The sequence below is a fragment of the Methylobacterium sp. D48H genome, assembly GCF_053345715.1.
Window position 1 is genome coordinate 307,335 of record NZ_JBKFAP010000001.1, and the last position, 12,687, is coordinate 320,021.

General features: G+C 68.8%; 15 protein-coding genes. 9 read left to right on the plus strand and 6 right to left on the minus strand.

The genetic code is table 11. The features are described from left to right. Positions 1-159 precede the first annotated feature (159 nt). The 9 genes from pqqA (at position 160) to folK (ending at position 6,442) form a co-directional block, all read left to right on the plus strand. The gene (pqqA, locus tag ACLBX8_RS01610; protein WP_012317526.1) at positions 160-249 is read left to right on the plus strand and encodes a pyrroloquinoline quinone precursor peptide PqqA; all 90 of its coding nucleotides are present in this window, start codon (positions 160-162) and stop codon (positions 247-249) included. Between the two features lie 33 nt (positions 250-282). After that, positions 283-1,182: a pyrroloquinoline quinone biosynthesis protein PqqB gene (pqqB, locus tag ACLBX8_RS01615; protein ID WP_447714522.1), complete on the plus strand. Its 900-nt coding sequence runs from the start codon at positions 283-285 to the stop codon at positions 1,180-1,182. A 186-nt stretch (positions 1,183-1,368) separates the two neighbouring features. Then, the gene (gene pqqC / locus ACLBX8_RS01620; RefSeq protein ID WP_447714523.1) at positions 1,369-2,454 is read left to right on the plus strand and encodes a pyrroloquinoline-quinone synthase PqqC; all 1,086 of its coding nucleotides are present in this window, start codon (positions 1,369-1,371) and stop codon (positions 2,452-2,454) included. Beyond that, a complete protein-coding gene (gene pqqE, locus ACLBX8_RS01625) occupies positions 2,451-3,596 on the plus strand; it encodes a pyrroloquinoline quinone biosynthesis protein PqqE (RefSeq protein ID WP_447714524.1) in 1,146 nt (381 codons plus the stop codon). Before pqqC ends, pqqE begins: the two co-directional genes overlap by 4 nt. Next, on the plus strand, positions 3,593-4,318 hold the full coding sequence (locus tag ACLBX8_RS01630; RefSeq protein WP_447714525.1) for a hypothetical protein: 726 nt from the start codon (positions 3,593-3,595) through the stop codon (positions 4,316-4,318). Before pqqE ends, ACLBX8_RS01630 begins: the two co-directional genes overlap by 4 nt. Beyond that, positions 4,299-4,661, plus strand: coding sequence for a hypothetical protein (locus ACLBX8_RS01635; protein ID WP_091978084.1), 363 nt, complete (start codon positions 4,299-4,301; stop codon positions 4,659-4,661). Before ACLBX8_RS01630 ends, ACLBX8_RS01635 begins: the two co-directional genes overlap by 20 nt. A gap of 97 nt (positions 4,662-4,758) precedes the next feature. After that, on the plus strand, positions 4,759-5,595 hold the full coding sequence (gene folP, locus ACLBX8_RS01640; RefSeq protein WP_331297458.1) for a dihydropteroate synthase: 837 nt from the start codon (positions 4,759-4,761) through the stop codon (positions 5,593-5,595). Between the two features lie 2 nt (positions 5,596-5,597). Next, entirely contained in the window at positions 5,598-5,975 is a 378-nt protein-coding gene (folB, locus tag ACLBX8_RS01645) for a dihydroneopterin aldolase (protein WP_020091824.1), read from the plus strand. After that, positions 5,972-6,442: a 2-amino-4-hydroxy-6-hydroxymethyldihydropteridine diphosphokinase gene (gene folK, locus ACLBX8_RS01650; RefSeq protein ID WP_132366958.1), complete on the plus strand. Its 471-nt coding sequence runs from the start codon at positions 5,972-5,974 to the stop codon at positions 6,440-6,442. Before folB ends, folK begins: the two co-directional genes overlap by 4 nt. Positions 6,443-6,469: 27 nt before the next feature. Here folK and xoxJ read toward each other — a convergent pair whose 3' ends face one another. The 6 genes from xoxJ to ACLBX8_RS01680 form a co-directional block, all read right to left on the minus strand. Next, positions 6,470-7,315 (minus strand): rare earth element methanol dehydrogenase accessory protein XoxJ, encoded by an 846-nt coding sequence (gene xoxJ / locus ACLBX8_RS01655; RefSeq protein ID WP_244526844.1) that lies wholly within the window; start codon positions 7,313-7,315, stop codon positions 6,470-6,472. Continuing rightward, complete coding sequence (locus ACLBX8_RS01660) at positions 7,315-7,926, minus strand: c-type cytochrome, methanol metabolism-related (protein ID WP_020091821.1); 612 nt, start codon at positions 7,924-7,926, stop codon at positions 7,315-7,317. Before ACLBX8_RS01660 ends, xoxJ begins: the two co-directional genes overlap by 1 nt. A 133-nt stretch (positions 7,927-8,059) precedes the next feature. Next, positions 8,060-9,865 (minus strand): lanthanide-dependent methanol dehydrogenase XoxF1, encoded by a 1,806-nt coding sequence (gene xoxF1 / locus ACLBX8_RS01665; protein WP_026604740.1) that lies wholly within the window; start codon positions 9,863-9,865, stop codon positions 8,060-8,062. 701 nt (positions 9,866-10,566) lie between these two features. Then, positions 10,567-10,854, minus strand: coding sequence for a hypothetical protein (locus ACLBX8_RS01670; protein ID WP_020091819.1), 288 nt, complete (start codon positions 10,852-10,854; stop codon positions 10,567-10,569). A 110-nt stretch (positions 10,855-10,964) separates the two neighbouring features. Next, a complete protein-coding gene (gene rnd / locus ACLBX8_RS01675) occupies positions 10,965-12,152 on the minus strand; it encodes a ribonuclease D (protein ID WP_447714526.1) in 1,188 nt (395 codons plus the stop codon). A gap of 93 nt (positions 12,153-12,245) precedes the next feature. Then, a complete protein-coding gene (locus tag ACLBX8_RS01680; protein ID WP_447697710.1) occupies positions 12,246-12,644 on the minus strand; it encodes a hypothetical protein in 399 nt (132 codons plus the stop codon). Positions 12,645-12,687: the final 43 nt, after the last annotated feature.

Genomic DNA, 12,687 nt, shown 5'->3' on the forward strand with positions numbered 1-12,687 from the left:
CACGAAAAATTTGGGAGGATCCGGCAACTTAGTGCTTGAAGCCCGCGCGTGAATCGTCGATACCTCTCCGGCGCCGGAAATGAGAGCGCCATCAGTGTCTTAGGGTCCTCTTAGGAACCGCGTGACACTCGGTGTAGATGTTGCCTGAGGAGAAACACCATGAAGTGGGCTGCCCCGATCGTGTCCGAGATCTGCGTCGGCATGGAAGTGACGAGCTACGAGTCGGCCGAGATCGACACCTTCAACTGAGTTTCACGGGCCGGGGATCTCGGGAGCCGCACCATGCGCGTCGTGATCCTCGGTTCCGCGGCCGGCGGCGGCCTTCCCCAGTGGAATTGCCGCTGCCCCATCTGCACGCTGGCGCGGTCCGAGCCGGACCGGGTGCGGCCCCGGACCCAGTCGAGCATCGCGGTCTCCGCGGACGGGTCGGACTGGCTGCTGATCAACGCCTCGCCGGATATCCGGCAACAGCTCTTCGACAATGCGCAGATGCATCCGCGCGAGGGTCTGCGCCACTCGCCGATCCGCGCCGTGCTCCTGACCAACGGTGACGTCGATCATGTCGCGGGTCTCCTGACCCTGCGCGAAGGTCAGCCCTACACGCTCTACGGCACGCGCGGGATCCTCGATTCGGTCAATGCCAACCGCGTCTTCGACGTGATGGCCGAGGGCGTCGTCGCCCGTCAGCCGATCGGCATGGACCAGCGCTTCGAGCCCCTCCCCGGCCTGGCGGTCACCCTCTTCCCGGTCCCCGGCAAGGTGCCGCTCTGGCTGGAGGACGAGACCATGCAGATCGGCGCCGAGACCGAGACCACGGTCGGCGCCCTGATCGAGGCCGGTGGCCGGCGCCTCGCCTACATTCCCGGATGTGCCCGGGTGACGGACGGTCTGCGCGCGCGCATCGCGGGCGTCGACGCGCTGCTCTTCGACGGGACCGTCCTGCACGACGACGACATGATCCGGGCCGGCGTCGGCACCAAGACCGGCTGGCGCATGGGTCACGTGCCGATGCGCGGCGAGAACGGCTCGATCGAGGCCCTGGCTTCGGTCGAGATCGGGCGCCGCGTCTTCGTGCACATCAACAACACGAACCCGATCCTGGTCGAGGGCTCGCCGGAGCGGGCCGATGTCGAGGCGGCCGGCTGGACCGTGGCGCATGACGGGCTGGGTCTGACGCTCTAAGACGCCGCGCCGACGGCCTGCCGGATCCCCGCGCCGCGGCCTTAAGCGCGACGGACGCTCGCCGGCGATGGTTGGGCGCCCGGGGGGACGGCACTATATCGTGGCTGAGCCCGGACAGTCGCCCCGCGCACGAGGGCGGGATCGGAATACAGGAAACGCGACCTGAGGACGGACGCCGGACACGCCATGAACGCCATTTTCCCGACCCCCGATGCCGCCGACAGCCAGCGTCTCCTGAGTCCCGAGGAACTGGAGGCGGCCCTGCGCGACATCGGCGCGCGCCGCTACCACAACCTGCACCCGTTCCACCGGCTGCTGCACGACGGCAAGCTGTCGAAGGACCAGGTCCGGGCCTGGGCGCTGAATCGCTACTACTACCAGGCGATGATCCCGGTGAAGGACGCCGCCGTGCTGGCGCGGATGACCGACGCGTCGCTGCGGCGGATCTGGCGCCAGCGGATCGTCGACCACGACGGCGACCACGAGGGTGACGGCGGCATCGAGCGCTGGCTCAAGCTGGCCGAGGGCGTCGGCTTCGACCGCGACTACGTGCTGTCGACCCGCGGCATCCTGTCGGCCACGAAGTTCTCGGTGGAGGCCTACGTCCACTTCGTCTCCGAGCGGACGCTCCTGGAGGCGATCGCCTCGTCGCTGACCGAGATGTTCTCGCCGACGATCATCTCCGAGCGCGTCGCCGGGATGCTGAAGAACTACGACTTCATCACCAAGGACACGCTGGCCTATTTCGACAAGCGCCTGACCCAGGCGCCGCGGGACGCGGATTTCGCCCTGGACTACGTGAAGCAGCACGCCACGACGCCGGAGCTGCAGCGGCAGGCGATGGCGGCGCTGACGTTCAAGTGCACCGTGCTGTGGACGCAGCTCGACGCCCTGTACTTCGCCTACGTGGCCCCCGGCATGGTCCCGCCGGACGCGTGGCAGCCCGGCGAGGGCCTTGTGGCCGAGGCGTCTCAGGCCAAGCCGGGGCCGGCCGGCGGGAAGATGGCGGCCGGCGACCGTCCGCGGCTGCCGCGCGGCGTCCGGCTGCGCAACGACGAGACCCGCGGCAAGTGGGTCCTGCTCGCCCCCGAGCGCACCTTCGACCTCGACGACAACGCCGTGGCGGTCCTGAAGCTCGTGGACGGCGCGCGGAGCGTCGCCGACATCGCGGACGAGCTGGGCAAGACCTACGCGGCCGATCCCCGCGCCATCGAGGCCGACATCCTGGTGATGCTCGACGGCCTCGCGGAGAAACGGGTTCTCGAGCGATGAACGCGCTGACGCCGAACCGCCCCGACGCGCCGGCCCCGGTCGGTCTGCTCGCCGAGCTGACCCATCGCTGCCCGCTGCGCTGCCCGTACTGCTCGAACCCGCTGGAGCTCGACCGCCGGTCGGGCGAGCTCGACACGCAGACGTGGCAGCGCGTGCTCGGGGAGGCGGCGGCGCTCGGCGTCCTGCACGTGCACCTGTCCGGCGGCGAGCCGACGGCGCGCAACGACATCGTCGAGATCACCAAGACCTGCGCCGATCTCGGCCTGTACTCGAACCTGATCACCTCCGGCGTCGGCGGGGCGCTGGGCAAGCTGCAGGCGCTCTACGACGTCGGGCTCGACCACGTGCAGCTCTCGGTGCAGGGCGTCGACGCGCAGAACGCCGAGAAGATCGGCGGCTTGAAGAACGCCCAGCCTCAGAAGTTCGAGTTCGCCGCCAAGGTGGTCGAGCTCGGCCTGCCCCTCACGCTGAATTCGGTGATCCACCGCGGCAACATCCACGAGGTGGCGGGCTTCATCGATCTCGCGGTGAAGATGGGCGCCAAGCGGCTCGAGGTGGCGCACACGCAGTATTACGGCTGGGCCTACGTCAACCGCGCCGCCCTGATGCCCGACAAGGCGCAGGTCGACGAATCGATTCGGATCGTCGAGGCGGCCCGGGAGCGCCTGAAGGGCCAGCTCGTCATCGACCTCGTCGTGCCCGACTATTACGCGAAGTACCCGAAGGCCTGCGCGGGCGGCTGGGGCCGCAAGCTGATGAACGTCACGCCCCAGGGCAAGGTCCTGCCCTGCCACGCGGCCGAGACGATCCCGGGTCTGGAGTTCTGGAACGTCAACGACCGCTCGCTCGGCGAGATCTGGCGCGACTCGCCGGCCTTCACGGCCTATCGCGGCACCGACTGGATGAAGGAGCCCTGCCGCTCCTGCGACCGGCGCGAGAAGGACTGGGGCGGCTGCCGCTGCCAGGCGCTCGCGCTCGCCGGCGACGCGGCCGCCACGGATCCGGCCTGCTCGCTCTCGCCGCTCCACGCCAAGGTGCGAGCGCTGGCCACCGAGGAGGCGGCCGAGAACCCGCCCGACTACGTCTACCGGACGATCGGCAGCAACGTCCGGTCGCCGCTCATGGAGGAAGTGAACTCGTGAGAAGTCTTGTCGTGAGGGGCCTCGCCGCGACGTCGGTCGCGCTGGCTCTGGCCGCGCTGCCGGCCCTCGCCGAGGACGCGCCGAAGCCCGCCACCGTCACCCCGGCGAACGCCGCCGCCCCGCCCTCCGCGGCGGATCTGCTGTTCGACCAGCCGCACATGAAGAACACGGTCGCGGGCTCGACGCTGACCTACGATTACCTGCGCCGCTCGGGGATCTCGAAGGGGCCGTTCGGGGCGCCGCTCGAGGACACGATCCAGCTGAAGGTGGCGCCCGGGAAGACCGCCGAGGGCCGCGACATCAGCGTCGTGATGTTCTCCGGGCTAAACCGGATGCCGGCCGGCCCGTTCGAGGACATGGCGGGCAACCCGGTCGTCTCGCTGTTCCTGGAGAACCATCTCCGGGCCGTCGCGAAGGTGCTGGAGGCGAACCCGCGCTACCTCAAGCTCGCGATCCGCAAGGGCCTGCGCGAGAAGGCGACGGTGACGCCGACCAAAGTGGATATCGGCGGCCGCGAGGTCGACGGCTGGCGCGTGGTCACGAAGCCGTTCGCGGGCGACTCGATGGCGCAGCGCATGCGCGGCATGGACGACATGACCTATACCTTCGTGACCGCGCCCTCGGTCCCGGGCGAGATCGTCTCGATCGAGGCGTCGTCGAAGAGCCCCGACGGCGGCGAACTGCTTGAGGAGAAGCTGAGCTATGATCAGAAGGCTGGCTGAACGGGGCGCGCTGGCCGCCCTCGCCCTCACGCTGTCGGGCCTGACCGGCTGGGCCGCCGAGGAGAACGACTACCCGACCGACGCGCGGGTCGACTACGTGTTCGGCTGCATGGCCGCCAACGGCCAGACCCGCGAGAGCCTGCAGAAATGCTCGTGCTCGCTGGACCAGCTCGCCGCGATCCTCCCCTACGACAAGTACGTTCAGGCGAGCACGGTGCTCTCAATGCGGCAGGGCATCGGCAACCGGGCGAACGAGTTCAAGTCGACCAAGATCTTCGACGACAAGGTCGCGGAGCTGCGCCGCGCCCAGGCCGAGGCCGAGATCCGCTGCTACCACGGCTGACGCGCAGGTCTGGGCCGCACGGCGAGGCCGGCGTTGCGCCGGCCTCCCGATTCGCGCACACCGGCTCCCGAACCGCGCTCGTGAACGGGACCCGCCTGTGACCCCCTCTTCCCGCCTGTCCGACCTGCTGCCGGCGCTCGGCGGCCGCACGCTGGTCATGGGCATCCTCAACGTCACGCCCGATTCCTTCTCCGACGGCGGGCTGTTCGCCGGGGAGGCCGAGGCCGTGGCCCAGGCCGAGCGGCTGGTCGCCGAGGGGGCGGCGATCCTCGACGTCGGCGGGGAATCGACGCGGCCCGGCCACGTTCCGGTCCCCGCCGAGGAGGAGCAGGCGCGCGTCGTGCCGGTCATCCGGGCCGTGGCGCCGCGGCTGCCGGTGCCGATCTCGATCGACACCTACAAGGCCTCGACGGCGCGCGCCGCGCTCGAGGCCGGCGCGCGGATCGTGAACGACGTCTGGGGCCTCCAGCGCGAGCCCGACATCGCCAACGTCGCGGCCGCCCACGGCGCGCCGGTCATCATCATGCACAACCGCGAGACGATCGAGCCGGAGCTCGACATCGTCGCCGACATGCTGGCCTTCTTCGAGCGGTCCCTCGCGATCGCCCACCGGGCGGGCCTCGCGGATTCCGAGATCGTGCTCGACCCGGGGGTCGGGTTCGGCAAGACCTGGAATCAGCATCTCGAGGCGCTGCGCCGGCTGCCCGAGATCCGCGCCCTCGGCTTTCCCGTCCTCGTCGGCGTCTCGCGCAAGTCGCTCCTCGGACGCCTGCACGACCGCGAGACCCGTCCGGCGGACCGCCTGCACGGGTCCCTCGCCGCCCACGCCGTCGCGGCGACCCTCGGGGCCGACATCGTGCGCGTGCACGACGTGGCCGCGCATATCGACGCGATGCGCGTCGTCGACGCCGTGATGCGGCCGGAGGCGCGCTGAGCATGGCGGGCGACCTGATCCGCGTCACCCGCATCGCCGTGTTCGGCCGGCACGGCGTGCTGGCCGAGGAGGCGGTGCTCGGTCAGCGCTTCTACATCTCCCTGGAAGCGGAACTCGATCTCGGCCCGGCGGGCCGCTCCGACGACGTGGCCGGCACGGTGAGCTACGCGGATCTCACGGCGGTGGCGGTCGCGATCGCCACCGAGCGCCGCTTCAACCTGATCGAGGCCCTGGCCGAGACGGTCGCCGCGGAGATCCTCGCGCGCTTCGCGCAGGTCGACGCCATCACCGTTCAGGTCGACAAGCCGAGCGCGCCCGTCCCCGCCATCCTGGACAGCGTCGGCGTCGCGATCACGCGCCGCCGCGGAGCCGGTCGATGAGGGCGTATCTCGGCATCGGCAGCAATGTCGGCGACATGGCCGCGATGCTCGACCGCGCGGTCACCGGTCTCGCCGCGATCCCGGGCATCGACGTCGTGGCGCGCTCGGCCGATTACCGGACCCCGCCCTGGGGCAAGACCGATCAGCCGTGGTTCCTGAACGGGGCCGTGGCGGTCGAGACCGACCTCGATCCGCACGGGCTGCTCGACGCCTGCCTGCGGGTGGAGCACGACCTCGGCCGGATCCGCGAGGAGCGCTGGGGGCCCCGTGTGATCGACATCGACGTCCTGGCCTACGAGGGCGCCAGCATCGACGACGCGCGCCTCGTCCTGCCGCACCGCTACGTGCGCGAACGGGCCTTCGTGCTCGTCCCGCTGGCGGAGATCGCGCCCGACCTCGTCATCGGCGGCGAGCGCGTGGTGGACGCCCTGGCGAAGCTCGACTCGACCGGTATCGCGCGCGCCTGACGGCGGCGCGCGCCGCGGCGCTGCGCGTCAGCGCTCGCCGGGGGCGACGAGCTTGTTCTCTTCCTCGTCGAGGAGCGGCACGTCGTAGTCGCGCAGGACCTTGTCGATGTCGGCCTTGCGCTTGCGCAGGATGGTGTTCAGCGAGCGCTTCCAGTCGTTCTCGCCGATCCGGACACCCATGGCGATGCGGTACGCCATCGGCGGACGCTCCGGCTCCTTCAGCAGCGGCACGACGCTCATGGGCGTGCCGGACTGCTTGGCGAGCCAGCCCGCCGCCGGGCCCCAGAGGACGGCCGCGTCGATCTCCTTCGCGGCCAGGGCCGCGACGATCTCGGCAGCGACCGTCTGGTGCTTGCGGGACGGGTCGAGCTGGTAGGGCGCGTAGGCCTTCATGGCCGAGACGAGGCCCAGTTCGCCCATCCGGTTGACCGGCGGCGTCCCGGCGATCACGCCGATGCTCTTGCCCTTCAGCCGCGGGTCGTCGAGGGCCGTCACACCGTCGAGTTCGCCCGCGCGGGTGACCAGCGTGTAGGCCGATCGATAGTAGGGATTGGTGGTCTGGACGAGGTCGCTGCCGAAGGCCTGGCCCATGATGACGTCGCAGAGGCCGGTTCCGAGCGTGTTGCGCACGAAGCCCGGACCCTGTGTCAGCCAGTAGTAGCGGACCTTGATCTTCAGCTCGTCGGCGATGATCGCCGCGATCTTGTTCTCGAAGCCGTCCTCCTTGCGTTCGGAGAACGGCATGTTGCCCGGATCACCGCAGACGCGCAGCACGTCCGTGGTGACGGTATCCGGCAGATGCTGGGCGAGCGCGCCCTGCGCCCCGAAGACGGTCAGGGCGCAGAGAACGGCGATCCGGGCAGGAGACGACATCAGCCGCCCATGCATTCCTTCTCCGCCTTCTTGGCGGTCTCGGGCTTGCCCTCGTGCTCGGAGGGACGGATACGCCCGATCGCGCCGGAGGCGCGCGCCTTGAGGTAGACGTAGAGGTCGTCCGAGTAGCACATGACGTTCTTGTTGTCGCCGAAGGCCGGCATGACCTTCTGCTCGGCGGCGTTCACTTCCTGCTTGCCGCCAGCCAGGATGCCGATGAACTCCTCGTAGGAGAGGTGCTTCAGCGAGTCCTTGAGGGCCGGCGCGTAGGTCGAGCCCATGCCGTCCGGGCCGTGGCAGACGTGGCACTCGGCGTGATAGCGGCGGTAGCCCGAGTAGGTGTACCAGTCGAGCATCTTGCCGTCCTGGGTCACGTGGAACGTCGGGTGGCCCTCGGCGTCGAAGTACTTGCCGTCGTCGACCTTCACGGCCGCGTCCTTCTTCAGGAGCTTGTCATCCTGCTCGGCGGTCTTGTCGTTCGCGTTCAGCGAATTCGCCAGCTTGGGGTCGGCGGGCTTGGCATCCTCAGCATGTACGGCAACCGTCGAGACGGTCGCTAGGGCGAGGGCGGCGATAACCGGCCGCGTTACGATCTTGCTGAGGTTGAGCAACGCATGTGTCTCCCTTGATCGAGGCTCTTGGTCTCCCTCCGAGACGCAGCCTCTTGCGAGAAAGTCTAATCACAAGGATGCCGGCGCGGGAACCCGCGCCGGCACCATTTTTCACTTCAAACCCTGCGGCCGATTAGTTCGGCAGGGCGAAGACCGTCAGCTGACCGCCGAGGTTGGTGTACTGCGACAGAGCCGCGTAGCCACCCACCGCGCCGAGGCCGGCGTTCGGGTCGGTCAGGCCGGCCGCGAGGCCGATGCCGGCCCAGCCGCCGACGCCCGAGAGGACGCCCACGTACTGCTTGCCCTTGTGCTGGTAGGTCATCACGTTGCCGATGATGCCCGACGGGGTCTTGAACTTGAACAGCTCCTTGCCGGTCTTGTCGTCGACCGCCTTCAGGTAGCCCTCAAGCGTGCCGTAGAACACGACGTCGCCAGCGGTGGCCAGAGCACCGGACCACACCGAGAACTGCTCGGGGTTCGTCCACTTGATCTTGCCGTTGACGCCGTCCCACGCGATGAAGTTGCCCATGCCGCCGTGCGAGTTCGGGGCCGGGTACATCGAGAGGGTCGCACCGACGTAGGGCTGGCCCGGGGTGTAGGTCACCCGGAACGGCTCGTAGTCCATGCAGACGTGGTTGGTGGGCACGTAGAACAGGTTGGTCTTCGGCGAGAAGGCCGCAGGCTGCTGATCCTTGGTGCCCAGCGCCGCCGGGCAGATGCCCTTGGAGTTGGTGTCCTCACCGTTCTGCTCGGTCGAGTACTTCGACACGACCAGCGGCCGGCCGTAGTTCTTCGAGCCCTTGTCCATGTCGACCTTGGTCGCCCAGTTGACGGCCGGGTCGAACTTCTCGGCGACGAGGAGGGTGCCGTCCGCGCGGTTCAGCGTGTAGCCGAAGCCGTTACGGTCGAAGTGGGTCAGGAGCGGCTGCTCCTTGCCGTCGATCTTCTGATCCGTGAGGATCATCTCGTTGATGCCGTCGTAGTCCCACTCGTCGTGGGGGGTCATCTGGTAGACCCACTTGGCCATGCCGGTGTCCGGGTTACGCGCCCAGATGGTCATGGACCACTTGTTGTCGCCCGGACGCTGCTTGGGGTTCCAGGTCGAGGGGTTGCCCGAGCCGTAGTACATCAGGTCGAGCTTGGGGTCGTACGAGAACCAGCCCCAGGTGCAGCCGCCGCCGGTCTTCCACTGATCACCTTCCCAGGTCTTCAGCGAGGAATCCTTGCCGATCGGCTTGCCGAGCGAGGTGGTCTTCTCCGGGTCGACGATCAGCTGATCGTCCGGGCCCTCGGAGTAGCCGCGCCACACCTTCTTGCCGGTCTTCAGGTCGTAGGCGGTGACGTGGCACTGCACGCCGAACTCGCCGCCCGAGATGCCGACGATGACCTTGTCCTTGACCGGCAGAACCGTCGCGGTGTTGGTCTCGCCCTTCTTCGGGTCGCCGTTCACGACCGACCAGTTGACCTTGCCGGTCTTGGCGTCGAGCGACACGAGGGTGGTGTCGGCCTGGTGCAGGAGGATGGCGCCGTCGGCGTAGGCCAGACCACGGTTGACCGTGTCACAGCACATGACCGGGATCACGGACGGATCCTGCTTCGGCTCGTACTTCCAGACGATCTTCGCGTCGTGGTCGAGGTCGAGGGCGTACACGATGTTCGGGAACGGCGTGTGCACGTACATCATGTTGCCGACGACGAGCGGCGAGCCCTCGTGGCCGCGCAGCACGCCGGTCGAGAACGTCCAGGCGACCTGCAGGTCCTTGACGTTCTTGGCGTTGATCTGGTCGAGCTTCGAGTAGCGCGTATTCGCGTAGTCTACCGTCTGAAGAACCTGTTCCGCCGGGTTGGCGATGCCCTTCATGACGCTTTCATTGGCCAGCGCCGGCGCGGCGACGGCCGCGACACCTGCGCCGAGCGCAAGGAGATGTACCGCTCTCATGGGTTCCTCCGACAAGTCTTGAGAGTTCTCACGGCGCGCGAAGAGAGTGGCGTCGCTCGGACTCCGACCTGACTGTTTGCGACAGGGATGGACGCCTCGGTAGCGGGCATAGTGGACTTCGAGGAGATCTACTGATCCCCTAGCCAGGAGCCGCCATCCCTGAGGCGTCTCCCTCGAAACCGAGGCTTGCCCGGACCTTAAGAGATTTTTGAGCGCCGTCAACTCGCTGTTCGACGCCTGTGGGCACACGGTGAAAGCTTCTTTTCGGGTGACACAGGCACGACGGATGTCATGCGTTTGCGAAAAGAAATGTTGCGACGCACAAGAGATGCTGCCTGCTCTGGCCACGGTCTCACGGGGTTGTGTCCGTTTCCCATGCAGACCTTGCAAACAGGCGAGCTTTGCTGCGCTTAAGCATGCGTCCCCCGCGCGGTGGGCGGGATTTAGGCGCACCCAGGCGCGCGGCCGTTGCGGGTCGTCGGACTGCAGTGCAAGACGCTTCGGCGGCTATGAGTTGCCGAATTTTCCCGAAAGCCCGCTGTGCGCCCAGTCGCCGCATCCCGTTTTTCCGCGGATCCCGGGCTGATCGGTGGGGTTCGCGCGCGACAAATTGCCGAATCATCCCGCGTTTGAGAATCGGGATGGGTCGAGCGCGGACCACGGGGTCGGTGGCGGAATCTGCGGAACGGCTCTTGCCGGCGTCAGACCGCGCCGACCGGCCCGGTGCTCTCGAACTCCGCAGTGTCGCCGATCAGGTCGGTCACGGAGATGTTGAGGCGACGGCCGTTGGACAGGCGGAGCTGGGCATCGGGCTCGAGCCAGACAGGTCGCAGGCCCGCGTAGCTGCCGTACAGATTGCCGTAGGCGACGACACCGCCTTCGCGCCTCTCGACCACAACCCGGTAGCGGACGCGGACGGCCTCACACCCTTCGGCCGACACGAGACCGCGCCCGGTCAGCGTCTTGAGGATCTCGTTCGGCTCGAACATACGCGGGACGCAGGGGCGGGATTAAGCGGCAACCGAATTGCCATTTAATCCCGGACCCGCGGCGAGTCACGCCCGCCAGTGCGGATTGTGCGGTCAGTGCCGCTGCGGCGTCATCGGTCAGGGTCGGCGCCGCCGCCGACAGGTTCGGCTTCCAGGGGACGGACCACGATGCGACCGGACTCGACCGAGAGGGCCAGCCGTCCCTGCTTCAGCGCCAGCGCCTTCTCGCCGAACAGCGTCCGGCGCCAGCCCTGCAGCGCCGGGACCTCGGCGTCGTCGTCGTCGGCGACCGCCTCCAGATCGTCGACCGTGGCGATGATCTTCGGCGCCACGCCCTCGGCCTCGCAGACCGCCTTCAGCAGGACCTTCAGCAGCTCGACGATTGCGCCGTTGCCGCCGCTCCGTCGCACGCGCTCGGGCATCCGGACGGCGCTCGTGTCGCGGGCGAGACCGCGCTCCACGGCGGCGACGATGTCGGCCCCCGTCCGGGAGCGCTCGAAGCCCGCCGGGATCGTCCGAAGCCGCCCGAGCGCCTCCGCGCTCCGCGGCGCCGCCGACGCGATATCGATGACCGCCTCGTCCTTCAGGACGCGCCCGCGCGGGACGTTGCGCGTCTGCGCCTCGCTCTCGCGCCAGGCCGCGACCTCCATCAGCACGGCGATCTCCCGCGGCTTGCGCATGCGGCCGGAGAGGCGGCGCCACGCCTGCGCGGGATCGGCGCGGTAGGTCTCGGGAGACGTCAGCACCGCCATCTCCTCGTCGAGCCACGCGCCGCGGTCGGTCCGCAGCAGCTCGGCGACGAGGACTTCGTAGATCTTCACCAAGTGGGTGACGTCGGACAGCGCGTAGGTCAGCTGCGCCTCCGAGAGCGGGCGCCGCGACCAGTCGGTGAAGCGGGAGGACTTGTCGATCTTGGCCTTCGCGACGTCGTTGACGAGCTGCTCGTACGAGACGGAATCGCCGTAGCCGCAGACCATGGCGGCGACCTGCGTGTCGAAGAACGGGTGCGGCAGGATCCCGCCGATCAGCCAGACGATCTCCAGGTCCTGGCGGGCGGAGTGGAACACCTTGACGGTGCCCTCGTCGGCCATGAGGGCGATGAACGGCCCGAGGTCGATCCCCGGCGCCAGCGGATCCACCAGGACGCCGGTCCCGTCCGGTGCCGCCATCTGGATCAGGCACAGTTTCGGATAATACGTCGTCTCGCGCATGAACTCCGTGTCGACGGTCACGAAGGGCTGCTCGGCGAGACGTGTGCAGATCTGGCGCAGCGCGTCAGTGGTGGTGATCAGGTCCATGCACCGGCTATACGCAACCGCGGCGGACATGGGGAGACGCGGCTTCGCAGGTCCCCATCTTTCACGCCTTCACGCGCGGCCCGGCGACTGCGATCACGCCACGGCCGCGACCGCCGCCTTCCGGCGCGCCCGCGCCTGCCGGCGAATCCGCAGCGCGTCGGCCCGACGCTGCGCCTCGGCGCGCGCGAGCAGGCGGTCGAGGATGCCGGTCTCGATCCGCTCGCCGGTGGCCCCGTCGACGAGGCGGCGGATCCGGTCGACCCGGAACCCGCGATAGCCGCCGCGCCGGGCATCGATGCCGCCGAGCAGCGTCCGCCCCGGCCCGAGCCTGAGCTCGCGGGCGTCGAGGGAGCGGTTGCTCCAGGCCCCGGCCGCGTCCTCGTAGACGAGGTCGAAACGGCCCTCGAGGGGCAGCGTCCGCCACCCGGCCGCGGTGCGTTCGGGCGCCGCCTTCGCGGGGCACTCCAGATCGAAAAAGAGGTTGTCGTTCATGGAGATGATATGGGGATTCGGGGTCTTCTGCGGTAGGCCAGCG

Excerpts from the sequence above, each read along its gene's own strand:
- xoxJ (WP_244526844.1), bottom strand. The coding sequence starts at position 7,315 with ATGTCGTCTCCTGCCCGGATCGCCGTTCTCTGCGCCCTGACCGTCTTC.
- rnd (WP_447714526.1), bottom strand. The coding sequence starts at position 12,152 with ATGGACCTGATCACCACCACTGACGCGCTGCGCCAGATCTGCACACGT.
- xoxF1 (WP_026604740.1), bottom strand. The coding sequence starts at position 9,865 with ATGAGAGCGGTACATCTCCTTGCGCTCGGCGCAGGTGTCGCGGCCGTC.
- folB (WP_020091824.1), top strand. The coding sequence starts at position 5,598 with ATGGCGGGCGACCTGATCCGCGTCACCCGCATCGCCGTGTTCGGCCGG.
- ACLBX8_RS01670 (WP_020091819.1), bottom strand. The coding sequence starts at position 10,854 with ATGTTCGAGCCGAACGAGATCCTCAAGACGCTGACCGGGCGCGGTCTC.
- folK (WP_132366958.1), top strand. The coding sequence starts at position 5,972 with ATGAGGGCGTATCTCGGCATCGGCAGCAATGTCGGCGACATGGCCGCG.
- ACLBX8_RS01680 (WP_447697710.1), bottom strand. The coding sequence starts at position 12,644 with ATGAACGACAACCTCTTTTTCGATCTGGAGTGCCCCGCGAAGGCGGCG.
- pqqE (WP_447714524.1), top strand. The coding sequence starts at position 2,451 with ATGAACGCGCTGACGCCGAACCGCCCCGACGCGCCGGCCCCGGTCGGT.
- pqqB (WP_447714522.1), top strand. The coding sequence starts at position 283 with ATGCGCGTCGTGATCCTCGGTTCCGCGGCCGGCGGCGGCCTTCCCCAG.
- ACLBX8_RS01635 (WP_091978084.1), top strand. The coding sequence starts at position 4,299 with ATGATCAGAAGGCTGGCTGAACGGGGCGCGCTGGCCGCCCTCGCCCTC.
- pqqC (WP_447714523.1), top strand. The coding sequence starts at position 1,369 with ATGAACGCCATTTTCCCGACCCCCGATGCCGCCGACAGCCAGCGTCTC.
- pqqA (WP_012317526.1), top strand. The coding sequence starts at position 160 with ATGAAGTGGGCTGCCCCGATCGTGTCCGAGATCTGCGTCGGCATGGAA.